Source organism: Sinorhizobium fredii, assembly GCF_002944405.1.
Lineage (GTDB): Bacteria > Pseudomonadota > Alphaproteobacteria > Rhizobiales > Rhizobiaceae > Sinorhizobium > Sinorhizobium fredii_C.
This window is the reverse complement of record NZ_CP024307.1, coordinates 1,519,413-1,541,646: the sequence shown is the minus strand read 5'-3', so window position 1 is coordinate 1,541,646 and position 22,234 is coordinate 1,519,413. Positions and strand designations below refer to the sequence as shown.

The window sequence follows — 22,234 nt, the reverse complement described above, 5'->3', positions numbered from 1 at the left end:
TGAACACCCGTCCGCGGCTCGTGGTCAAGCGGATTGAGCCGTTTCGTCCACAAAAGACGCTTCGGCCTCAGCACTCGACGACGTTTACCGCAAGACCGCCGGTTGAGGTTTCCTTGTACTTGTCGTTCATATCGACGCCGGTCTGCCGCATCGTCTCTATGCAGGCGTCGAGCGGCACGAAATGCTTGCCGTCGCCCTTGAGCGCCAGCGACGCGGCGGTCACCGCCTTCACCGCGCCGAGCGCATTGCGCTCGATACACGGCACTTGAACGAGGCCGGCAACCGGGTCGCAGGTCATGCCGAGATGGTGCTCCAGGGCAATCTCGGCCGCATTCTCGACCTGCTCCGGCGTGCCGCCCATCACGGCCGCCAGTCCCGCCGCCGCCATGGCAGAAGCCGACCCGACCTCGCCCTGACAGCCGACCTCGGCACCGGAGATCGAGGCGTTGTGCTTGATGATGCCGCCGACCGCGGCCGCCGTGAGCAGGTAGTCGCGAATGCCCGCCTGGTCCGCATCCTCATGGAAATGCAGGTAATAGCGGATGGTCGCCGGCACGACGCCGGCCGCACCATTCGTCGGCGAGGTGACCACCCGACCGCCGGCGGCATTCTCCTCGTTGACGGCCATCGCATAGACGCTCAGCCAATCATTGGCGAGCAGCGGGTTGGTCTTGTTGGAGCGCCATTCCTCCTGCAACTTGTCGTGAATTGCCCGGGCCCGCCGGCGGACCTTCAGGCCACCCGGCATGATCCCTTCCTGGCTGAGGCCGCGATCGATGCAGGCGCTCATCGCCGACCAGACGCGGTCGAGGCCGGCATCGAGTTCGTCCCGCGACATCGAACATTCCTCGTTCGCCCGTTTCATCTGGGCAATCGTCAGTCCGGAGCGCGCCGCCATATCGAGCATCTGCTGGGCAGTCGCGAAGGGATAGGGGATTTTGGTGCCGGTTGGCTTGTTCTTGGTCGCCCGCATCGCTTCGAGCTCCGTGTCGGTGACCACGAAACCGCCGCCGATCGAATAATAGATCCGCTTCAGCAGCAGCCGGCCGTCACGGTCGAAGGCGGTGAATGCCATGCCGTTGGCGTGGCCCGGCAGCGGCACTTTCTTATCGAAAACCAAGTCGGTCTTCGGCTGAAACAGATAGGCAGGATGGCCGGGCGGAGTGATGCGGCCCGTCCGATCCACCTCGTCGATAATGGCATCCATCCGGTCGGGGTCGACCAGATCGGGCCGCTCGCCCATCAGCCCCAAGATCACCGCCCTCCCCGTCCCGTGCCCGATGCCCGTATGGGCTAGCGAACCATGCAGGCTGACCTTGATGGCGGCGACGGCAGCATGCGACGGCCGCGGCCATTCGTCCGACAGGATAAGATCGAGGAAGCGGTTCGCGGCCGACATGGGTCCCATCGTATGCGAACTCGAGGGACCGATACCGATCTTGAAAACGTCGAAGACGGAAAGAAACATGAAATTGCCTGCCCCAGCGCCTGACAGAGCACCCCGCCTGTGCGGGCCAAAACCCTGTAATGATTGGATCGATACCGTCTCGAATCTTTCCGAAAGCGGCCCGATCGTCCTTATATATAGGGCGAAAGCCTAAGCGATCCTATGCCAATCGGTCAGGCGACCGACCGACATCGGATTTTGCCCGTGCGACATCGCCGAGCCCGCTGAGTGCGCCGCAGCGATCTTGCATTTTCGAACGGTCGTGCCAAAAGACCTGCATGACAATCGAAGATTACATCGCGCTTTCAATCTTCATCCTGCTATGGGGCAGTTTCAATTGGGCGACCGATGGAAGACGCAATTTCAAGCGCGTCAGCCTGACCCGCCTGATGAACGAGAACAGGGCGCGGTGGATCCGCAATTCTCTCAATCGCGACCTGAAGATGATCGACACGCAGATCATCGCAGGCCTGCAGGCCGGTACCGCCTTCTTTGCCTCGACGACCATTTTCGCGCTCGGCGGCTGCTTTGCGCTGCTCGGGGCGACCGAGCAGGTGCAGATGATCTTCAACGACCTGCCGCAGATTTTTCGCGGCGGCCGGGCCGGGTTCGAACTGAAGGTCGGCGGCCTGACGTGCCTCTTCGGTTACTCCTTCTTCAAGTTCGGCTGGTCCTACCGGCTGTTCAACTACTGCTCCATCCTGATGGGCGGTATCCCGATGACGGCCGATATGTCGCGCGACCGTCGAATAGCAGAACAGGCGGCCGAGCGCGCCATAAGAATGAACATCCTCGCCGGCAAGCATTTCAATGCCGGGTTGAGGGCGATCTTCCTATCGATCGGCTATCTCGGCTGGTTCATCAGTCCCTATGTCTTCATCGTACTGACGTGCCTCGTGATTTTCGTGCTGACGCGCAGGCAGTTCTTCTCCGAAGCACGCGATGCCTTGCTCGCCGACACGCAATAGATCGCCCTCACTCGCGCCTGCGAAGCGACGATCGACGCTGGACAAAGACGAGAATCGGTCTTCTTCTCAGCATAATCGCGACGCGTCTGCGATCTGCCGAACGCCTCCTTTCTCAACGGAACGGCAACGCCATGCCTGAGACTTCTGCGACGACCATCGACGAAACACCCGCCGAACAGCCGGAGGTGATGCGGAGGGGCCGAATTGATCTCCTCGATGCGCTGCGCGGGCTGGCGCTCGTCGCCATGGCGATCTACCACTTCACTTGGGATCTGGAATTCTTCGGCTATGTGGCGGCGGGCACGGCGGGCACGGGCGGCTGGAGGCTGTTTGCCAGGCTGATCGCCAGCAGCTTCCTGTTTCTCGCCGGCTACAGCCTGGTGCTCGGCCACAGTCCGAAATTCCGCGCGCGCCCGTTTCTTAAGCGTTTCGCCAAAATCGCCGGGGCGGCGGCGCTGATCAGCATTGCCACCTTTTTCGCCATTCCCCAGTCCTTCATCTTTTTCGGCATTCTCCATGCGATCGCGGCGGCAAGCCTCGTAGGCATTCTCTTCCTGCGGCTCCCGGCGCCGGCCTCGTTCCTCGCCGCCGCTGCCGCCTTCGCCGCGCCGCTCTATCTGCGCTCGGCCTTCTTCGACGCGCCGGCGCTCTGGTGGGTCGGGCTGTCCGAAACGATCCCGCGCTCCAATGATTACGTTCCGCTTCTGCCGTGGCTGGCCCCCTTTCTCATCGGGCTCGGCACGGCGAAGCTGTTCCACGCAATGCTCATCGCCCGATGGCGGACCGCGAAAAGCGACAAGGGCAACGGCAAGCTGTGGATCAAGCCGCTCGCCATTGCCGGGCGCCACAGTCTGGCCATATACCTCATCCACCAGCCGCTGCTCATCGGGCTCGTCTACGCCTATTCTCTCGTCGCCCCTGCCCCCGTCCCGGATCCGGCACAGGCCTATCGGCTGAGCTGCGAGCAGGCCTGCAGCCGTGACGGATCGGGCATCTCGTGCAGCGTCTTTTGCGGCTGCACGCTCGACCAATTGAAAGAGCAGAACCTGTTCGAGGATCTAAACCAGGGGAAGATCGACTTGCGAACGGATGAACGCATTGCGCGAATCGCATCTCAATGCACAATGGAAGCGCAGTCGGGGGACTAGGACATGAACGCCTATCGTGCCAAGCCGCTGAGTTTTCCATGGCCACCGCTAATTTACGGCGCGGCAGCCCTGGCCGCGGTGGCGGTCGGCCGTGTTTTCCCCATTCCGGTCGCCCACGGGCATGGCTGGCTTCCTTGGCTGGCGGGCTGCGCCCTGATCCTGCTTGCGGCCTTGCTCGATCTCTGGGCCGTCAAGGCCCTCCTCGAACGCCGCACTGCCGTGCTTCCCCACCGCTGTGCAACCTGCCTCGTCACCGGCGGACCTTTCCGCTTCACCCGCAATCCGATCTATCTCGGCTATACCTTTGCGATGGTCGGCCTCGGCCTGATCACCCTCAATCCCTGGTTCTTCGTGCTGGGAATCGTGGCCGTCGCCCTGACGACGCTGGTCGCCGTACGCAACGAGGAGCGGCACCTGCTCTCGCGTTTCGGCTTCGAATTCGAACGCTATTGCCGCCACACGACACGGTGGATCTGAACGGCGGAACGAAAAAAGGCGGCTCGCGGCCACCTTTCGAAAGATTGCAAAACCGTCTGCGCGTTTCCTACGTCCCGACCCCGATTTCGGCGAGACGCGTCAGGCAGGATTCCTCCACATTGTCGAGTTCGGCAAGCGTATCGTCGATATCCTTGCGCTTCTGCCGTAGCTCCTCGCGCTTCTCCTCGACGCGCTTCATCAGGAGCTGCAATTGGCCCATCTCGCCGGGCGGATCCTTGTAGATCTGAATGATCTCGCGGATCTCGGCGATCGTGAAGCCGATGCGCCGGCCGCGCAGAATTTCCTTGATCAGATGCCGATCGGCTGGGCGAAACAGGCGCGTGCGTCCGCGGCGTTCCGGATGGATGAGGCCCTCATCCTCGTAGAAACGCAGCGTCCGGGTGGAGATACCGAATTCCCGCGTCAATTCCGTAATGCTATAGTACTTGTTCACGCCCGCCATTCCATCAAACTACAGACCCACTATCATTGACTTTGACGTAAAAGTCAAACGGGCTCACGTGACGTGGAACCACCAGGTGGCGATCCCGAGGAAGCTGAAGAAGCCGGTGATGTCCGTGACGGCCGTGACGAAGACGGCGGAGGAGACCGCCGGGTCGGCACCGGATTTGTCGAGGAGCAGCGGGATCAGGATTCCGGCCAGCGCCGCGGCCATCATGTTGATCAACATGGCCGTTGCAATGATGCCGCCGATATGGACGTCCTGAAACCAGAATCCCGCGACAAGGCCGATGAAGCTGCCGAAGATCATGCCATTCAACAGGCCGACGCCCGCCTCGCGGCGGATGATCCTGGGCGCGTTGTGGATGTCGAGGCCGCGCGTGGCGAGCGCGCGCACTGTGACCGTCATCGTCTGCGAGCCGGCATTGCCACCCATGCCGGCGACGATCGGCATGAGGATCGCAAGTGCGACGATCTGCTGGATCGTGGCATCGAAGAGGCCGATCACCGAGGCGGAGATGCAGGCGGTCATGGAATTGACGAACAGCCAGGGGACGCGCGAACGCGACGCCTCCGCGACGGAGTCCGACAGTTCCTCGTCGCCGACGCCGGAAAGGCGCAGCAGGTCCTCCTCGGCTTCCTCCTGGATGACGTCGACGACGTCGTCGATCGTCAGCACCCCGACCAGCCGTCCGTTGTCGTCGACGACGGCCGCCGACAGGAGGTCGTACTGCTCGAAAAGCTGGGCCGCCTCCTCCTGGTCCATTTCCGCCGGGACCGAGTGACTGGTGTCGCGCATGATGGCATCGATCTTCACCGATCGCTTGGTGCGCAACACCCGGTCCAGATCGACGGTGCCGAGCAGCTTGAAGGTCGGGTCGATCACGAAGATCTGCGTGAAACTCTCGGGCAGATCGTCGTCTTCGCGCATGTAGTCGATCGTCTGGCCAACCGTCCAAAAGGGCGGCACGGCCACGAATTCGGTCTGCATGCGGCGGCCGGCGGTGCTTTCCGGATAGTCGAGCGAACGCCGCAAACGGACGCGCTCGGTGAAGGGCAGCTTGGCAAGGATCTCCTCCTGATCCTCCTGATCGAGATCCTCGAGGATGTAGACCGCGTCGTCGGAATCCATCTCGCCGATCGCTTCGGCGATCTGCTCGTTCGGCAGGTGCTCGACGATATCGAGGCGGATCGCCTCGTCGACCTCGGTCAGCGCGGCAAGGTCGAACTCCTTTCCGAGCAAGGAAACAAGCGCCAGGCGCTGTTCCGCCTGGATCGCCTCGAGCAGATCGCCCAATTCCGACGCGTGGAGGCCGGCGACGTGCTTGCGGAGATAGATCGTGTCGCGATCAGCGATCGCGGCACCGACATGCATCAGGAAATCCGAACGGACCGAACCGTCGTCGGCATAGATGTCCGAACCCTCAAAGGCAGCGAGTTCTTCGGAACCGCGGTCGTCGTCGCCTGTATCGCTCATGGACCCGCCTCCAGAAGTACACGCCGCCTGAACCTGCGCTATGGACAGCCCATTGCCCCTAGCGCAAAGCTCCGCCAAGGTCCACACGTTGACGCGGGGCCGCGGACCTTTTCTCCAAGCTGTTGCAAATGCACATGAAAAAAGTGAAACGAGTAAGGCTGCCGGCTCCGACGCAGAACGAGGCAGTCATTCACGCAAGAGAGCATCCGCATGGCACTTCGACCTATCATCCGGTTTCCACATCCGACGCTCGGGATCAGCGCCGAAATCGTCACCCGTTTCGACGATGACCTTCACGCCCTCGTCGACGATCTCACCGAGACGATGCGCGCGGCTCCCGGAATCGGCATCACCGCCCCGCATATCGGCGTCCTCACACGGGTGACGGTGATTGAGCTGGACCGCCAGACGGGTCCGCGTTGCTTCGTCAATCCTGAGATCGTCTGGCACTCGGAAGCCACGGCGCGCCACAGCGAGGGCAGCGTCTCGATGCCCGGCATTTCCGAGGACGTGGAGCGGCCGATGAGCGTTCGCGTCCGTTACCAGACGATGGCGGGCGAGACGCGCGAGGAGGAGGCCAGCGGCCTGATGGCCGTCTGCCTGCAGCACGAGATCGACCAGCTCGACGGCATCTTCTGGCTCCGTCGGCTGTCGAGGCTGAAGCGGGATCGCGCGGTGAAGCGGTTCGAGAAACTGCGCTGAGATCTGGCCGCGCCCTGCGGTTGCGCGAAAGCCTACGCTTCAATAGGGTCGCTCACGCCGGAAACCTGCCCTATCCCGCAAATCGGAAACAAGAGCCGAAACGACAGCGAAATTGAAACCGAAGGACATGCGATGAAATATCTGCGTCTCACCCTCCTCTGCGCCGCGGCGCTTGCAGGCTGCACCGCCACGCCCGATCTCGAGCCGCTCCCCGGAAGCCTCACCTATGGGGAGTCGGCCTCGTCGCGGAAGACCCAGGCGGCACCGGGCACGAAGATCCAGAACCGGTTCCTGCACGAGGGCAGAACGGTTTACGAGACCTACGAGGTCCAGCCCGACCACACCTACAAGCTCATCCGCCGCAGCGTGGTCGATTCCCTCGGCGACTGATCCTCTCGGAACATTGCGATGCCAAGCCCGTTCTCCAGGGACAAAACCAAGGAGAGATGCCATGGCTAAATATCTCGATGAACGCGGCGATCCGACAAGTGCTACGCACGACCCCGAGAGAAAGAGATTTTCGGCTGCGGAGGCAAAGCAGGGCCGCAGCGGCACGGCGATATTGGCAGTACTCCTCGGCGGGCTCCTGCTAGCCTTCGTCGCCTGGGGTGCGGTCGCAATCTGGGGCGAAGCCATCGACAGCGATCAGACGGCGGAAACGGAACAGATGCAGCCCGGACCTTCCACCGAGCAAACGGGCAGCGTCAATCAGGATCAGTCCACGCCGGCGATACCGGCGCCAACCGACCGGGACCCGACCGCGCAAACCGGGACCGGCGGAGAAGTGCAGCAAGTCGCGCCCGACGGCACCGAGAAGTGACCGCAGATCGGCCGGCATTCGCGACGATCTCATCCAAGATCGTCGCGAATGCGCTTTTCGGGCAACGCGTCGGCTAATCTTCCTCTATATCCGCTGTCGAGCACTCGTAGAGCGTCTCGCCGGTTTCGGCCTCGACGCCGGCGAGGCTGACCTCATAACCCCACAGATGGCGAACATGCCGCAGGGTCGCATCGCGGCTGGACTCCTCGAGAAGGATGCCGTTCTTGACATTGTGCTGCAGCCGGAGGTGGCGATCACCCAGAAGGTCGACGTCCATGACCTGAATGTCCGGCTGGTTGGCGCCAATGTCGTAGCTTCGCGCAAGCGCCGCCCGGATTGCCTCGTAACCGCGCTCGTTGTGGATCGAGGCGACCTCGCAATACTTCTCGTCCGCCTCGTCCGACAGCAGGAACAGCCTGAATTTGCGGATCAGCGCCGGGCTCAGATATTGCAGGATGAAGGACTCGTCGCGGTGGTTTGCCCAGGCATCCAGCAGCGTCTCGCGCCAGTTGCCGCTGCCTGCGATGTCGGGAAACCAGTCGCGGTCTTCGGACGTCGGATCGACGCAGATCCGCTCGATGTCCTGCATCATGGCGAAGCCGAGCGCATAGGGGTTGATCCCGGGAAAGCGCGGATCGTCGAAGGAGGGCTGGAAGACGACATTGGTGTGGCTCTGGAGGATCTCCAGCATCGCGCCTTCGGTTATTCTCCCCTGGTCGAAGAGAGTGTTCATGATCGTGTAGTGAACAAAGGTCGCGCATCCCTCGTTCATCACCTTGGTCTGCCGCTGCGGATAGAAATACTGGGCGATGACGCGGACGATCCGCAGGATTTCGCGCTGCCACGGTTCGAGAATCAGGCTGGTCTTCTCGAGAAAGTAGAGCAAATTCTCATCCGGCAGGTTGAGCGCCTTCTTGCGCTCCGAAACGTCCCGCTCGACGGCGTCCGGATCACTGCTCTCGCTTGTCGTCGGCAGCGTCCGCCACAGGTCGCTATAGGTCTGCTCCTCGTATTCCAGCCTTTCGCGCATCCGCTCCCGCTCCTTTTCGGAAGACAGCCTCGGCGGCCGGCGGTAGCGGAAGACGCCCTGATCCATGAGCGCATGGGCGGAGTCGAGGATGGCCTCCACGGCGGTGGTTCCGTAGCGCTCCTCGCATTTGGTGATGTATTTCTTGGCGAACTCCATGTAGCTCAGTATGGCGCTGGCATCGGTCCATTGCCGGAACAGGTAATTGTTCTTGAAGAAATGGTTGTGGCCAAAGGCCGCGTGCGCCGTCACCAGGGCCTGCATGGCCATGGTGTTTTCTTCCATCAGGTAGGTGATGCAGGGATTGGAGTTGATCACCAGCTCATAGGCAAGGCCGCGCCTGCCCCTGCGATAAAGGTGGTCCTCGAAGACGAAGCGCTTTCCGAAGGACCAGTGCTGGTACATCAGCGGCATGCCGACGGAAGAATAGGCGTCGAGCATCTGTTCGGAAGAGATGATCTCGAGTTGGTTCGGATAAACGTCGAGCCCAAGATCATCGAGCGCGACGGTCTCGATCGCATCGTAGGTGCGCGAAAGCGTCTCGAAATTCCAGTCGGAGCCCTGAAACAGCAGGTTTGAAGCCGCACCCTTTTTTGGCATCCCGGTCGCCTCTCCCTAACGCGCTTGCACAGCCGGCTGTTTGCCGAAGAGTTTCCGGAAGACGGGATAAATGTCCGCTGGCTTGGCGATGCGGGTCATCTGGAAATTCGGCCATTCGCCATCGACCGTGCGATAGGCGCGCCAGAGCGAGGTGCCGTTGTCGGTGGTGCCGAAAATCTCCGTCTCGCGCTCGTCGATGATCTCGACATAGGCGTAATACTGGCAGAGCCGCATTAATTCATCGTGCAGCAGCGACGCGCACCGCTCCGAGTCGCCCGAGATGTTCTCGCCGTCCGAAGCCTGCGCGGCATAGATGTTCCATTCGCGGGCCGGATAGCGCTCTCGAATCACCCGGAGCATCTCCTCGAGCGCCGTCGAGACAATCGTGCCGCCGCTCTGCTTGCTGTAGAAGAAGGTGTTCTCATCCACCTCGCCCGCCTCGTCCGTGTGGCGAATGAAGACGATGTCGATCCTGTCGTAGCGCCGCTTCAGGAAAAGGTGCAGCAGCACGAAGAAGCGCTTCGCAAGGTCCTTCTCGCGTTCGCCCATGGAAGCGGAAACATCCATAAGGCAGAACATCACGGCGCTGGCATTCGGCAGCGGCTGCGGCTCGAAGCGGTTGAAGCGGATGTCGACCGGATCGACATAGGGAATGCGCCGGCGCCGGCGCTCCAGCTTTTCCAGCGCCTCACGCAGTTCCCCGAGGCGCTGCTGGTCTTTCGTACTTGCCTTCGGCTCCGCCTCCAACCTGGCGATCTCCGCCGCGATCGCCTCCATTTCCTTTCGCCCCGGCCGGTGCAGGGCGATGCGGCGGCCGAAGCTGTTGCGCATCGTACGGCCGACGTTGATATTCGTGGGGGAACCGGTCGCGGCAAAACCCGCCCGGCGGCGCTTGAAGGCGACGGACTCCTTGAGGTTGAGCTTCACCATGTCGGGAAGTTCCAGGTCCTCGAAGAAGAGATCGAGCACCTCCTCGCGCGACAGGACGAATTGAAATTCGTCCTCGCTCCGCCCGGTTCCGGCGCCGGCGCCGGTGGCACCGCCGCCGGAAGCCCGCTTCGGCAGACGATCGCCCGCCGCGAACTCTCGATTGCCGGGCAGGACATATTTCCTTTCGCCGGTATCGCCGGCCGGCTGGAAGGTCGGCTCGCTGACGCCGCGGGCGGGCATCGAAACGTTGTGGTCAGCATCGACGTCGGCGATCTTGCCCGACTTGACCTGTTCCTTGATGGCCCGCTTCAGTTCCTCGCGCGCGCGCTTCAGGAAGCGCTGCCTGTTACCGAGACTCTTGTCCTTCGGGTTAAGGCGGCGGTCGATAAAGTTCGGCATATGCTGCCCCCTGCTAACCGCACCTCAGCCCGCCTTGTTGACGCGCATGTACCAGTCGACCAATCGACGCACCTGCCGTTCGGTGTAGCCGCGCTCCTTCATGCGCTGGACGAATTCGGCATGCTGCTTCTCGGTCGCGCTGTCCTTCTTGGAACCGAAGCTGATCACCGGCAGCAGGTCCTCGACCTGACCGAACATGCGCTTCTCGATGACTTCCCTGAGCTTTTCGTAGCTCGTCCAGGACGGGTTGCGCCCATGATTCTTGGCGCGGGCCCGCAGGGTGAACTTGACGACCTCGTTGCGGAAGTCCTTCGGGTTGGCAATGCCCGCCGGCTTTTCGATCTGCGACAGCTCGCTGTCGAGGATCTTGCGGTTGAGGATCTGCCCCGTGTCGGGGTCCTTGAAGTCCTGGTCCTCGAGCCATGCGTCGGCATAGGCGATGTAGCGGTCGAAGAGGTTCTGGCCGTATTCGCTGTAAGATTCCAGATAGGCTTTCTGGATTTCATGGCCGATGAACTCGGCATAGCGGCTGGCGAGTTCCGACTTGATGAAGTCGAGATAGGCCGCTTCCGTTTCCTTCGCGAACTGCTCGCGCTTGATGGCCTGTTCCATGATGTACATCAGGTGGACGGGATCGGCCGAGACTTCCTTCGTATCGTAGTTGAAGGTTTCCGACAGGACCTTGAAGGCGAAGCGCGTGCTGACACCGGTCATGGCTTCGTCGACGCCGGCGGCATCGCGATATTCCTGGACCGAGCGCGCCTTCGGATCGACATCCTTGAGGTTCTCGCCGTCATAGACACGCATCTTCGTGTAGAGCGACGAGTTCTCATGGGGGACGAGCCGGGTGGAAACCGTGAAGCGGCTCAGGATCTCCAGCACCTCGGGCGCGCACGGATTGTTGAAGAGCTCGCTCTCGCGGAGAAGCTTCTCATAGATCATCTTCTCTTCGGTGACGCGCAGGCAATAGGGAACCTTGACCACCAGAATGCGGTCGAGGAACGCCTCGTTGTTGCGATTGTTCTTGAACTGCAGCCACTCCGATTCGTTGGAGTGCGCCAGGATCGTGCCCTGATAGGGGAAGGCACCGAAGTTTTCCGTGCCGTTGTAGCTGCCCTCCTGGGTCGCCGTCAGCAGCGGGTGCAGGACCTTGATCGGGGCCTTGAACATCTCCACGAATTCCAGCAGGCCCTGCGTGGTGCGGTTGAGGCCGCCGCTATAGGAATAGGCATCCGGGTCCGCCTGGCTGTAATTTTCCAGCTGCCGGATGTCGACCTTACCGACCAGCGAGGAGACGTCCTGGTTGTTCTCGTCGCCGGGCTCTGTCTTGGCGATGCCGATCTGACGCAGGCGCGAGGGGGTCAGCTTGACGACGCTGAATTTCGATATGTCGCCGCCGACCTCGTCGAGCCGCTTTGAGGCCCAGGGCGAAATCAGGCCGGTCAGCCGTCGCCTTGCGATACCGTATTTGTCCTCGAGCAGGTCGGCCATGCGCTCGGGGTGAAACAGGCCCAGGGGCGACTCGAAGACCGGGCTGATCTTGCCGTCGACCATGAGCGTATAGATCGGCCGCTGCTCCATGAGCTTCTTCAGCCGCTCCGCAAGCGACGACTTACCGCCGCCGACCGGACCGAGCAGGTAGAGAATCTGCTTGCGCTCCTCGAGACCCTGGGCAGCGTAGCGGAAGTAACCGACGATCCGCTCGATCGTGTCTTCCATGCCGAAGAAATCGGAGAAGGCCGGATAAATTTTGATGGTTCGGTTGGCGAAGATTCGGCCGAGACGCTCGTCAGCACTGGTATCGACGAGAACCGGCTCTCCAATGGCATCCACCATCCGCTCCTGCGCGGTGGCATACATGCTCTTGTCGTCGCGACATGCGAGGAGATATTCCTGTAGACTTATCTCTTCTTGCGCTGCACTCGAATAGATCTCCGAAAAGAGGTCGAAGACGTCAGATTCACTCCTTTGCATCGTGCTCTCCCGCGGCAAGCCGCTTGGTTGAACCGGGATCGCTGCCAATCGGCTATTGCTTCAAGTGAACGGTTTCCTGACTTCAAAGTTCCTTCTTAACCGGCACTACAAGCGGATGCCGAAGCAGCAGCTCACGACGACATCCGCACATCAGTTCGGGACCGATCGATCGGCGCCTTAATCCAAGGATCGAGGACGCCATTCCGCAAGACTCGTCGCTCTGTCACCCCATCATGCCGGCGCTTCTCGCGAATCCGTCATGACAATAAGAGCATAACCAAAACCCGGCCTTTCGCCGACTTTTTTTTTAGGATTTCACGAATTTAGCGGTAAACAATGTTGTGTAGGGACGGTGACATCGTGAGTAGCCTAGCCGGGCGCTGTCTAACGATTCCGGGAGGGAAACGACGCCCGGAGGGAGCAGTGCGCGCCGCGGCGATTTGGCAACCGAGCCTGTCGATCGCCTCCGGCGGCGAATACCTGAAAAATAAAAACCCCGTTCAACCATCAGGTTACGGGGCCTTCTTAATCTTGATGGTGCGGTCGAGAAGACTCGAACTTCCACGGGTTGCCCCACAGCGACCTCAACGCTGCGCGTCTACCAATTCCGCCACGACCGCATCGTGGTAGGTGCCGATTGCGTCGGCGGGGCTGCATGTAGCAAAAGGATTCAGGGTGCACAAGGGTAAGACGACAGAAATTTGACGGGAAACGGAACTATTTCCCCGCCCCCTCCGCGAAGCACTGGAAACGCTGGACTCTTGCCGCGCGCGGCCCCATGTACAGGCCGGAAAAAATTACCAAACGGGCTTTCCCATGCAGCGTGAAAATCTCAGCCAGACCATGTTTGCGGTGCCGGAATCGCCGCCGGTGCGCTGGCGCATCGCTCCCTCCCTCGTCGACTATCCACAGGCAGTCGAGACGATGGAGCGGGAGGCGGCCGCGATAGCGGACGGCACGGCCGACGAACTGGTCTGGTTGGTCGAGCACCCGCCCCTCTACACTGCCGGGACAAGTGCGAATGACACCGACTTGGTAACGCCCGGACGCTTCCCCGTATTTGCAACCGGTCGCGGCGGCGAATACACCTATCACGGCCCGGGTCAGCGGGTCGTCTATGTGATGCTCGACCTGAAGCGCCGCCGCCAGGACGTGCGCGGTTTCGTCGCCGCCCTTGAAAGCGTCGTCATCGGGACGCTCGATTCGATGAACGTCAAGGGTGAGCGCCGGGAGGATCGTGTCGGCGTCTGGGTTCGCCGGCCGGAAAAGCCGCCGCTTCCCGACGGGTCGATGGCCGAGGACAAGATCGCCGCCATCGGCATCCGGCTGCGCAGGTGGGTAAGCTTCCACGGCTTCTCGCTGAACGTCGATCCCGATCTCGACCATTTCGACGGCATCGTACCCTGCGGCATTCGCGACTATGGCGTGACCAGCCTCGTCGATCTGGGTCTTCCGGTTATGATGCCCGACGTGGACATACGGATCAGGAAGGCCTTCGAGGCGGTTTTCGGACCGACCCGCAGCGATAACCAATAACCGAACTCCTGTTAATCGGGCTTCCGTCCTTCTCTCTCGCGCCAGATGATGAAAAGCCCGGAGCCGACGATGACGGCAATGCCGAGCCATCTGGACGGCGTCGGAAAATCACCGAACACAAGATATCCGAGCGCCGTCGCCGAAACGATCTCGAAATAGTGGAACGGCGCCAGCAGCGACAGCGGCGCCAGGCGGAAGGCCTTCACGACGAGCAGATGGCCGTAGCCCGAAATCGTGCCGAGAGCGATCACGAGTATCCAGCCGAGACCCGATCGCGGCAGCGCCGGCTCGAAATCGACTCCACCCATGCCATTGCCGACCGCGATGACCGCCACCATGAAGAGCGCCCCGCCGATTCCGGCGGTCGTCTGCATGGCGAGCGGCGAATCGGCGCTGCCGACCGCCCGGTTGAGGAAGAGGTAACAGGCGAACAGGAAGGCGCAGACCATCGGCAGCAGCGCGGTCGGGCCGAAGACGGCGAAACTCGGCTGGATGACGATCATCGCACCGCCGAAGCCGACGGCGATCGCGGTCCATCGCCGCCAGCCGACCCTCTCGCGCAGGATCAGTGCTGACAGACAGGTGAGGATGAAGGGCTCGACGAAATAGATCGCGAAGGCATCGGCAAGCGGCATGTATTTCACGGATACGAAGAACAGCAGGGCGGCCGAAGCAAGCAGCACGCCGCGCAAAAGGTTCGGCCAAAGCCGCTTCGGATAGATCGCCCGCAGCCCGCCCGCCGTCAGCAGCAGCGGCACGACCGAGACGAGCTGAAAGAAGAAGCGGTAGAAGGTCACCTGCCCCGGCGACATGCCCTCGTAAACCGCCATGTACTTCGCGATGGCATCCATGCAGGGCAGGACGAGCATGGCGAACAGCATGATCGTCACGCCTTGCGTCACCGCGCTGCGCGGAGCGGCGGCCGTTTGTGCGAATCCGTTCAAGGGCGATTCCAGTTCGATGCTGAAGGTCGGACCTGAGCCTAACCTGTTTCATCGCGGTTTCAACGCCCGGCAGCGGAGAATCGCCAGGCCCGGAACGAGCCGCATTTGGCTGTGTTTATGCCGCTCCGAGGTGCTCCGCCCGGGAAGGAATACCGATAAGCTCGGCCCAGCTTCGCCCCGCAGGCATTCCGTCACCGTGCGGGCGGTAGAGATGTCAGGTGAAGAGGAGAGCGAACCATGCGCTTATCCACCGAAACCGTGATCGCGCGCCTGCGCCAAACAGGAGACGGCGACACGCTGGGCGGCCGTATCTGGAGAGCGCGCGACGCGGCAAGGCTTTCGATCAAGGAACTGGCAAGCAGGCTCGGCGTGCGCAGCGAAACGATATCCGCCTGGGAGCGCGATCGTGCCGAGCCCCGCACAAACCGGCTCTTCATGCTCGCCTCCATCCTCGGCGTCACGCCAGCCTGGCTGATTGCCGGGATCGGCCGTGCCCCTGACGACGGGCCGTCTCATTCGCATGCCGCGCTTCGCGAGCAACTCGAGCTCGTCAAAAGGCTCCACGAGCAAACGGGCGAAGCGATCGCGGCGCTCGAGAGCGAACTGGAACGGATCGAGGAAAATTTCCGATAGGTCATGTATTTTCAGCTTACGCGCATCGCCTGCCGTTGTATTGACGATTGCAGGACGATCGCCGAACAGTTGCGGAAATTCGAGGGAGAAGAAAAATGGACGTACGCGCCGCTGTAGCCGTTCAGGCCGGCAAGCCGCTGGAAATCATGACGGTTCAGCTCGAGGGCCCGAAGGCCGGCGAGGTGCTGATCGAGGTCAAGGCCACCGGCATCTGCCACACCGACGATTTCACCCTCTCGGGTGCCGACCCGGAAGGGCTGTTCCCGGCGATCCTCGGCCATGAGGGTGCCGGCATCGTCGTCGATGTCGGCCCCGGCGTCACGAGCGTGAAGAAGGGCGACCATGTCATTCCGCTCTATACGCCGGAATGCCGCGCCTGCCCCTCCTGCCTCAGCCGCAAGACCAATCTCTGCACCGCCATCCGCGCCACCCAGGGCCAAGGCGTCATGCCGGACGGCACATCGCGCTTCTCGATCGGCAAGGACAAGATCCACCACTATATGGGCTGCTCGACCTTCGCCAACTTCACCGTGCTGCCGGAGATCGCGCTCGCCAAGGTCAATCCGGACGCTCCGTTCGACAAGATCTGCTATATCGGCTGCGGCGTCACCACCGGCATCGGCGCGGTGGTCAACACGGCACGAGTGGAGATGGGCTCGACCGCGATCGTCTTCGGTCTCGGCGGCATCGGTTTGAACGTCATCCAGGGACTTCGGCTTGCCGGCGCCGACATGATCATCGGCGTCGATCTGAACAACGACAAGAAGGCCTGGGGCGAGAAGTTCGGCATGACCCACTTCGTCAACCCGACCGAGATCGACGGCGACATCGTCGCCCATCTGGTCAACATGACGAAGCGCGGCGCCGACCAGATCGGCGGCGCCGACTACACCTTCGACTGCACCGGCAATGTGAAGGTGATGCGCCAGGCGCTGGAGGCCTCGCATCGCGGCTGGGGCAAGTCGGTGGTGATCGGCGTCGCCGGCGCCGGCCAGGAGATTTCCACCCGGCCGTTCCAGCTGGTCACCGGCCGCCAATGGATGGGCACCGCCTTCGGCGGCGCCCGCGGCCGCACCGACGTGCCGAAGATCGTCGACTGGTACATGGAGGGCAAGATCGAGATCGACCCGATGATCACCCACACCATGCCGCTCGACGAGATCAACAAGGGCTTCGAGCTGATGCATTCGGGCGAGAGCATCCGTTCGGTCGTGCTCTACTGAGTTTACATCAAGAATCAGGCAAGCGCCGGAATCACTTGAAATCCGGCGCTTCCGCGGCTGCAGCGAATCGCAATCATGATCTATGTCGATGCCGATGCCTGCCCAGTGAAGGCGGAAATCCTCAAGGTGGCAGAACGCCACGGCTTCGAAGTTACCCTCGTCGCCAATTCGGGCCTGCGGCCCTCGCGTGACCTGATGGTGCACAACGTCATCGTGTCGGCCGGCTTCGACGCCGCGGACAATTGGATCGCCGAGCACGCGGGCGAAGGCGACATCGTCATCACCGCCGACGTTCCGCTTGCCGGGCGCTGCGTCACCGCGGGCGCGCTCGTCACCGGCCCTACCGGCCGCGTCTTCGACAAGACGAACATCGGCATGGCATCCGCGATGCGCGATCTTGGTGCGCACCTGCGGGAGACGGGCGAAAGCAAGGGCTATAACGCCTCTTTCAGCGCACGAGACCGCTCGGCCTTTCTCGAAACTCTTGACCGGCTCTGCCGTCGCGTCAAAAGGTGAGGCGCGGAACGGCAGCGTGAGTGGCGAATGACATCAAATCGGCTGAGACACTGGCCATTTTACCTGGCGCTTGCCGGTGCCCTTGTCAGTGCGCCGCTTGGGCATGCTTTATTTCGCGAAGAGGCGATCGAGATCGCCGCCATCGCCTTCTTCTGCATCTATTTGACGATAACGGCCTTCCGCCTGCCGAAACTCACCGGAAGCTATCTCGAGGCGAATGCGCGCGACACGGGCGAACCGGAGCCGATCATCTTTCTTGTGACGCTCCTGGCCGCCGCAGTCTCGCTGGTCGCGCTGTTCGTCGCGCTCAATCGCGCCGATGACGGCGGCGCAGCCGAACTGATCCTTGCCTTCGCCTCGGTCACGCTTGGATGGGCTACCATTCACACGATGGCGGCGCTGCATTACGCGCATCTTTACTGGCTCGCGAACCGCCGCGCCGATGGCGGCGATCCGGCGTCGCGCGGGCTTGCCTTTCCGGAGACGAACGCGCCGGGCGGCTATGACTTCCTCTATTTCGCCTTCGTCATCGGAATGACCGCGCAGACCTCCGACGTCGCCATCACGACGACGGCGATGCGGCGCGTCAACCTAATGCATGCGATTGTTTCGTTCTTCTTCAACACGGTGCTCGTCGCAGCCGCGGTCAATGCCGCGGTGCAGCTTGCCGGCGGCACGCCATGACTACACGGAGAATTCGATGAAAATCATCTCGCAGAATACCGCCTTCGGCGGCATGCAGGGCGTCTTCGCCCATGACTCCAAGGCCTGCAAGGGCAAAATGACCTTTGCCGTCTATGTGCCGCCGCAGGCGACCAGCGAACCGCGCCCGGTTCTTTGGTATCTCTCCGGCCTCACCTGCACCCATGCCAATGTCATGGAAAAGGGGGAATATCGCCGCCTGGCCTCGGAGCTCGGTCTGATCGTCGTTTGTCCGGATACCAGCCCGCGCGGTGCCGACGTCGCCGACGAGTTGACGAACTGGCAGATGGGCAAGGGCGCCGGCTTCTATCTCGATGCGACGCAAGCGCCCTGGGCCGAGCACTATCAGATGTACAGCTACATCACCGAGGAACTGCCGGCCCTGATCCGCGAGCAGTTTCGCGCCGACATGGACCGGCAAGGCATCTTCGGCCATTCGATGGGCGGCCATGGCGCGATGACCATCGCGCTCAAGAACCCCGAGCGCTTCAGGAGCTGCTCGGCCTTCGCCCCGATCGTCGCCCCCTCTTCCGCCGACTGGTCCGTCGGCGCCTTCGAGAAATATCTCGGCTCGGACAAAGCCGTCTGGCGAAAATACGACGCCTGCGCTCTCGTCGAGGACGGGGCGCGCTTCCCGGAATTCCTCATCGACCAGGGTAAGGCCGACGGCTTCCTCGAAAACGGTCTGAGGCCTTGGCTCTTCGAGGAGGCGGTCAACGGCACCGGCATCGGCCTCACGCTTCGCATGCACGAGCGCTACGACCACTCCTATTATTTCATCTCGACCTTCATGGACGATCATCTGAGGTGGCACGCCGAAAGGCTCGGCTGAGCGCCGTCATGACGCCGGCTGGAATCGCGGCTGGCCGGCAGACTCGATCACCCGTACGCTCGAATCCGCAAGGCCGTGATGGCCTTCGGTGTCGATAACGAGGTGCCAGTGCGCGGTCTCGGGAATCGTCATCCGCAGAGGCGATTTCCGCGCTACGCCGCCGAAGAACTGATGCTTCAGCGTTTCCTTGTAGCGCGTGAAATTGACGTCGGTCATCAGGCGAACATTGGCAACGGCCGACAGGGTGATCTCGACCCGCGTCCCGGCGCGCTGGGCCTTGAGATCATAGTGCGTGAAGTTCAGGGCTTGCTTCGCCATCACAATCGACCGGACCTATATGAGACATCGCTACGACAGTAGCGGCGGGCGCTTAATGAATGGTGTCGTGTTCTCTCGCCGGACTGGCCCTGACGACCGCAATGGTCTAGAGCCTTTGCTTGAAACACTGGAAGCGGATCGCGGCAGATGGCAGGCATAGAACACAGACAGGTGGACGGTGACGAGGCGGGCATGCGCCTCGACCGCTGGTTCAAGGTGCATTATCCGGGCTTGGGCTTCGGTCCGTTGCAGAAGCTGCTTCGTTCCGGCCAGATCCGCGTTGACGGCGCGCGGGCAAAATCCGACACGCGCGTACAGCCTGGCCAGACGATCCGCGTTCCGCCGCTTGGCGTCGATGCGAAGGTTACCAAATCGGGCCCGATCGGCGGGCGGGACCTGCGCCATTCCTCGGACGGAGAGCTGCTGTCGCGCATGGTGCTGCACGAGGACGCCAAGGTCATCGTGCTCAACAAGCCGGCGGGCTTGGCAGTCCAGGGCGGTTCCGGCGTCAGCCGGCATATCGACAAGATGCTCGAGGCCTGGACGAACCAGAAGGGCGAAAAGCCGCGCCTCGTCCATCGGCTGGACCGGGACACGTCCGGCGTGCTCGTCATTGCCCGGACGCGCGGTGCGGCACAGCAGCTGACGGCCGCTTTTCGTGAGCGCGACACCAGGAAGATCTACTGGTCCCTGGTCAAGGGCGTTCCGCGCAAGCGCGAGGACCGCGTCTCCACCTGGCTCGTCAAGGAACAGACGCCGGACGGCGATCGTATGCGGATCGCCAAGCATGGCGACGAAGGCGCCGACCACGCTATTTCCTACTATCGGATTATCGAGCAGGCCGGCCAGAACCTCGCCTGGCTGGAAATGGAACCCTATACCGGCCGCACGCATCAGCTGCGCGTCCACGCCGCCCATATCGGCCATCCCATCATCGGCGACCCGAAATATTTCGAAGCTGACATCAACTGGACCTTCCCCGGCGGCATCCAGAACCGGCTACACCTGCATGCCCGCTTTATCGACATCCCGCATCCGAATGGCGGACGCCTGAAGATCACGGCGCCCTTGCCGCCGCATATGGTGCAGAGCTGGAACTTGCTCGGCCTCGACGAGAACGCCGCCGGCGAGGACGATTGATGAAGCTGGTGCTCTTCGATTGCGACGGAACGCTGGTCGACAGCGCCGGCCTCATCCATGAGGTCATGAGCCGCACCTTCGAGGCCTTCGATCTTCCCCGGCCGGAGGCCTTGGCGACGCGCGCAATCATCGGGCTGACGCTCGACATCGCCATCGCCCGGTTGCTGGGCCAGGATCACATCGACCCGCGCGCCGCCGCGATGACGACCCATTACAAGGGCATCTTCAGCTCGGTGCGCGGCGAACGGATCCATCAGGAAGCGTTGTTTCCCGGGATTGCCGAGATGGTGCAAGCCTTGGCCGCCCGCGAGCAGCTGTTGATCGGCGCAGTCACCGGAAAGTCGCGGCGAGGGCTCCAGCACATTGCCGCCACCCACGGCTTCGACAAGCTTTTCTTCGTCTCGCGAACGGCGGACGATTGCCCGTCGAAGCCACATCCGGCAATGGTGATGGAATGCTGTGCCGAGGCGGGCGTCGATCCGAAGGATACGATTGTCATCGGCGATGCGATCTACGATATGCAGATGGCGAAGGCGGCCGGGGCCGCCGCCCTCGGTGTTTCCTGGGGCTATGCCAGCGTTCCGGCGCTGATCGAGGCGGGCGCCGACCACATCGCCCGGGTACCGGCAGACATCATCGAATGGATGGAATTGAACCATGCCTGATATTCGCGACGAATTGAGCGGAGCGCTCAGCCACGAGGATCCGGTGCGCCGCGCCCAGATCCAGATGCAGAAGCCGCTTGCCAAACGTTTCTACAAGTCGGTCGGCGTCGCCGCGGCCGAGGGCGGCGGGCACGCGGTATTGCTCGACGGGCGATCCGTCCGCACGCCGGCAAAGCGGCCGCTCGCCGTCCCGACGGCGAAGCTCGCCGAACTGCTCGCCGTCGAATGGGATGCACAGGCGGAGATCATCGACCCTTCGGCCATGCCGCTGACCCGCATCGTCAACACCGCCATCGACGGCGTGGCGGTCGACCAGCGCGCAGTCTTCGACGATATCGTACGGTTCGCCGGCACCGACCTTCTCTGCTATCGCGCCGACAGCCCGACAGGACTTGTGGAACGGCAGAACGCCGTTTGGAACCCCGTTCTCGATTGGGCCGCCCATTCGCTCGGCGCACGCTTCATCCTTGCCGAGGGCGTCATTCATCAGGATCAGCCGCACGAGGCGATTTCCGCCTATGCGGAAGGCTTGCGCGCCTTCGCAACGCCGCTCGGCCTCGCCTGCCTGCACACGATCACCACGTTGACCGGATCGGCACTGCTTGCGCTTGCCTTCGGCATGGGCCGGCTCTCGGCAGAAGAGGCCTGGAGCGCCGCCCATGTCGACGAGGATTGGCAGATCGAGCACTGGGGCACCGACGAAGAGGCCTTCCAACGGCGCGAGAACCGCTGGCAGGAAATGCAGGCGGCGACTGCGGTGCTCGACACGTTGAAATAGGGGGCAAGGCGCCTGGCATTACGGCAGGCGTCTTACGGTGGATCAGGCCGCCAGCTTCAGGCCGGCGATGCCGGCGACGATCAGGCCGATGCAGCCGAGGCGTACGACGGTCATCGGCTCGGCGAAGAGGACGATGCCGAGCACCACCGTGCCGATCGTGCCGATGCCGGTCCAGACCGCGTAAGCCGTGCCGAGCGGCAGTGTGCGAACGGCAATTCCAAGCAGGACGACGCTCAGGATCATCGAACCGACCGTCAGCACGGTCGGCGTCAGACGGGTAAATCCGTCGGTGTATTTGAGGCCGATTGCCCAGCCGATTTCGAGAAGTCCGGCGAGAAGCAGAGTGAACCAGGCCATGTCAGGCTCCTTCATCTGGAGCGAGGCCGTCCCCGCGGGTGTTCGGGTCGATCAGGATCGCGCCCGTGCAGCCGTCTGCAACTTGGATCTCTGTGCCACAAAGCGGTGAGGGCAGCAAGCGGCTGGCCGGCAAAACTGCTCTGCGCCGACGGCACGGCT

At 62.4% G+C, this 22,234-nt stretch carries 24 protein-coding genes and 1 tRNA gene; 15 read left to right on the top strand and 10 right to left on the bottom strand.

The window, feature by feature from the left end:
* Positions 1-67: 67 nt before the first annotated feature.
* Positions 68-1,468, bottom strand: a complete 1,401-nt coding sequence (locus tag NXT3_RS07490) for an L-serine ammonia-lyase (protein WP_037423220.1) — start codon at positions 1,466-1,468, stop codon at positions 68-70.
* A gap of 257 nt (positions 1,469-1,725) precedes the next feature.
* On the opposite strand from NXT3_RS07490, the gene NXT3_RS07485 reads away from it, so the two are divergent.
* The 3 genes from NXT3_RS07485 to NXT3_RS07475 all read left to right on the top strand — a co-directional run bounded on the left by NXT3_RS07485 (position 1,726) and on the right by NXT3_RS07475 (position 4,040).
* Positions 1,726-2,415, top strand: coding sequence for a DUF599 domain-containing protein (locus NXT3_RS07485; protein ID WP_037423223.1), 690 nt, complete (start codon positions 1,726-1,728; stop codon positions 2,413-2,415).
* 131 nt (positions 2,416-2,546) lie between these two features.
* Positions 2,547-3,563, top strand: a complete 1,017-nt coding sequence (locus NXT3_RS07480) for a heparan-alpha-glucosaminide N-acetyltransferase (protein ID WP_104839032.1) — start codon at positions 2,547-2,549, stop codon at positions 3,561-3,563.
* A 3-nt stretch (positions 3,564-3,566) separates the two neighbouring features.
* A complete protein-coding gene (locus NXT3_RS07475) occupies positions 3,567-4,040 on the top strand; it encodes a methyltransferase family protein (RefSeq protein ID WP_037423229.1) in 474 nt (157 codons plus the stop codon).
* Positions 4,041-4,107: 67 nt separating this feature from the next.
* Here the strand turns inward: NXT3_RS07475 and NXT3_RS07470 are convergent, their stop codons facing one another.
* Together NXT3_RS07470 and mgtE are read right to left on the bottom strand one after the other, a co-directional pair.
* Complete coding sequence (locus NXT3_RS07470) at positions 4,108-4,503, bottom strand: MerR family transcriptional regulator (protein ID WP_037423231.1); 396 nt, start codon at positions 4,501-4,503, stop codon at positions 4,108-4,110.
* 54 nt (positions 4,504-4,557) lie between these two features.
* Positions 4,558-5,979, bottom strand: a complete 1,422-nt coding sequence (gene mgtE, locus NXT3_RS07465; RefSeq protein ID WP_037423233.1) for a magnesium transporter — start codon at positions 5,977-5,979, stop codon at positions 4,558-4,560.
* Between the two features lie 210 nt (positions 5,980-6,189).
* Here mgtE and NXT3_RS07460 point away from each other — a divergent pair, with 210 nt between their 5' ends.
* The 3 genes from NXT3_RS07460 (at position 6,190) to NXT3_RS07450 (ending at position 7,501) form a co-directional block, all read left to right on the top strand.
* On the top strand, positions 6,190-6,681 hold the full coding sequence (locus tag NXT3_RS07460) for a peptide deformylase (protein ID WP_037423236.1): 492 nt from the start codon (positions 6,190-6,192) through the stop codon (positions 6,679-6,681).
* A 132-nt stretch (positions 6,682-6,813) separates the two neighbouring features.
* The gene (locus NXT3_RS07455; RefSeq protein ID WP_037423239.1) at positions 6,814-7,071 is read left to right on the top strand and encodes a hypothetical protein; all 258 of its coding nucleotides are present in this window, start codon (positions 6,814-6,816) and stop codon (positions 7,069-7,071) included.
* Between the two features lie 61 nt (positions 7,072-7,132).
* Positions 7,133-7,501 (top strand): hypothetical protein, encoded by a 369-nt coding sequence (locus tag NXT3_RS07450; RefSeq protein ID WP_037423242.1) that lies wholly within the window; start codon positions 7,133-7,135, stop codon positions 7,499-7,501.
* 73 nt (positions 7,502-7,574) lie between these two features.
* Here the strand turns inward: NXT3_RS07450 and NXT3_RS07445 are convergent, their stop codons facing one another.
* The 4 genes from NXT3_RS07445 to NXT3_RS07430 all read right to left on the bottom strand — a co-directional run bounded on the left by NXT3_RS07445 (position 7,575) and on the right by NXT3_RS07430 (position 13,051).
* Complete coding sequence (locus NXT3_RS07445) at positions 7,575-9,128, bottom strand: SpoVR family protein (protein ID WP_037423245.1); 1,554 nt, start codon at positions 9,126-9,128, stop codon at positions 7,575-7,577.
* A gap of 15 nt (positions 9,129-9,143) precedes the next feature.
* Entirely contained in the window at positions 9,144-10,457 is a 1,314-nt protein-coding gene (locus NXT3_RS07440) for a YeaH/YhbH family protein (RefSeq protein ID WP_097538539.1), read from the bottom strand.
* A gap of 24 nt (positions 10,458-10,481) precedes the next feature.
* Positions 10,482-12,431 (bottom strand): PrkA family serine protein kinase, encoded by a 1,950-nt coding sequence (locus NXT3_RS07435; protein WP_037383083.1) that lies wholly within the window; start codon positions 12,429-12,431, stop codon positions 10,482-10,484.
* A gap of 535 nt (positions 12,432-12,966) precedes the next feature.
* Positions 12,967-13,051 (bottom strand) — tRNA-Leu (locus tag NXT3_RS07430).
* Positions 13,052-13,247: 196 nt separating this feature from the next.
* Here NXT3_RS07430 and lipB point away from each other — a divergent pair.
* Entirely contained in the window at positions 13,248-13,967 is a 720-nt protein-coding gene (gene lipB / locus NXT3_RS07425) for a lipoyl(octanoyl) transferase LipB (protein WP_104839031.1), read from the top strand.
* 11 nt (positions 13,968-13,978) lie between these two features.
* Here lipB and NXT3_RS07420 read toward each other — a convergent pair whose 3' ends face one another.
* Positions 13,979-14,848, bottom strand: a complete 870-nt coding sequence (locus tag NXT3_RS07420) for a DMT family transporter (RefSeq protein ID WP_104839030.1) — start codon at positions 14,846-14,848, stop codon at positions 13,979-13,981.
* A gap of 300 nt (positions 14,849-15,148) precedes the next feature.
* Between NXT3_RS07420 and NXT3_RS07410 the strand changes: the two genes are divergently transcribed.
* The 5 genes from NXT3_RS07410 (at position 15,149) to fghA (ending at position 18,817) form a co-directional block, all read left to right on the top strand.
* A complete protein-coding gene (locus NXT3_RS07410; RefSeq protein ID WP_037423255.1) occupies positions 15,149-15,544 on the top strand; it encodes a helix-turn-helix domain-containing protein in 396 nt (131 codons plus the stop codon).
* Positions 15,545-15,639: 95 nt separating this feature from the next.
* On the top strand, positions 15,640-16,767 hold the full coding sequence (locus NXT3_RS07405) for an S-(hydroxymethyl)glutathione dehydrogenase/class III alcohol dehydrogenase (protein ID WP_104839029.1): 1,128 nt from the start codon (positions 15,640-15,642) through the stop codon (positions 16,765-16,767).
* A 75-nt stretch (positions 16,768-16,842) separates the two neighbouring features.
* A complete protein-coding gene (locus NXT3_RS07400; protein WP_097527991.1) occupies positions 16,843-17,283 on the top strand; it encodes a YaiI/YqxD family protein in 441 nt (146 codons plus the stop codon).
* 27 nt (positions 17,284-17,310) lie between these two features.
* On the top strand, positions 17,311-17,967 hold the full coding sequence (locus NXT3_RS07395; protein ID WP_097540696.1) for a DUF1345 domain-containing protein: 657 nt from the start codon (positions 17,311-17,313) through the stop codon (positions 17,965-17,967).
* A 16-nt stretch (positions 17,968-17,983) separates the two neighbouring features.
* Positions 17,984-18,817, top strand: coding sequence for an S-formylglutathione hydrolase (fghA, locus tag NXT3_RS07390; protein WP_104839028.1), 834 nt, complete (start codon positions 17,984-17,986; stop codon positions 18,815-18,817).
* A gap of 6 nt (positions 18,818-18,823) precedes the next feature.
* On the opposite strand, the gene NXT3_RS07385 is transcribed toward fghA, so the two are convergent.
* Entirely contained in the window at positions 18,824-19,135 is a 312-nt protein-coding gene (locus NXT3_RS07385) for a DUF1883 domain-containing protein (RefSeq protein ID WP_097527989.1), read from the bottom strand.
* A 147-nt stretch (positions 19,136-19,282) separates the two neighbouring features.
* On the opposite strand from NXT3_RS07385, the gene NXT3_RS07380 reads away from it, so the two are divergent.
* From NXT3_RS07380 to NXT3_RS07370, 3 genes are read left to right on the top strand one after another with little or no spacing between them, the layout of a single operon-like run.
* Positions 19,283-20,275 carry an RluA family pseudouridine synthase gene (locus tag NXT3_RS07380; protein WP_037426937.1) on the top strand — a complete coding sequence of 331 codons (993 nt, stop codon included), beginning with the start codon at positions 19,283-19,285 and terminating at the stop codon, positions 20,273-20,275.
* Positions 20,275-20,940, top strand: a complete 666-nt coding sequence (locus tag NXT3_RS07375; RefSeq protein ID WP_097527988.1) for an HAD-IA family hydrolase — start codon at positions 20,275-20,277, stop codon at positions 20,938-20,940. Before NXT3_RS07380 ends, NXT3_RS07375 begins: the two co-directional genes overlap by 1 nt.
* The gene (locus NXT3_RS07370) at positions 20,933-21,718 is read left to right on the top strand and encodes an ATP12 family chaperone protein (RefSeq protein WP_097527987.1); all 786 of its coding nucleotides are present in this window, start codon (positions 20,933-20,935) and stop codon (positions 21,716-21,718) included. The genes NXT3_RS07375 and NXT3_RS07370 overlap by 8 nt, the downstream gene beginning before the upstream one ends.
* A 42-nt stretch (positions 21,719-21,760) precedes the next feature.
* Here the strand turns inward: NXT3_RS07370 and sugE are convergent, their stop codons facing one another.
* Positions 21,761-22,075, bottom strand: coding sequence for a quaternary ammonium compound efflux SMR transporter SugE (gene sugE, locus NXT3_RS07365; protein WP_097527986.1), 315 nt, complete (start codon positions 22,073-22,075; stop codon positions 21,761-21,763).
* Between the last annotated feature and the right edge of the window lie 159 nt (positions 22,076-22,234).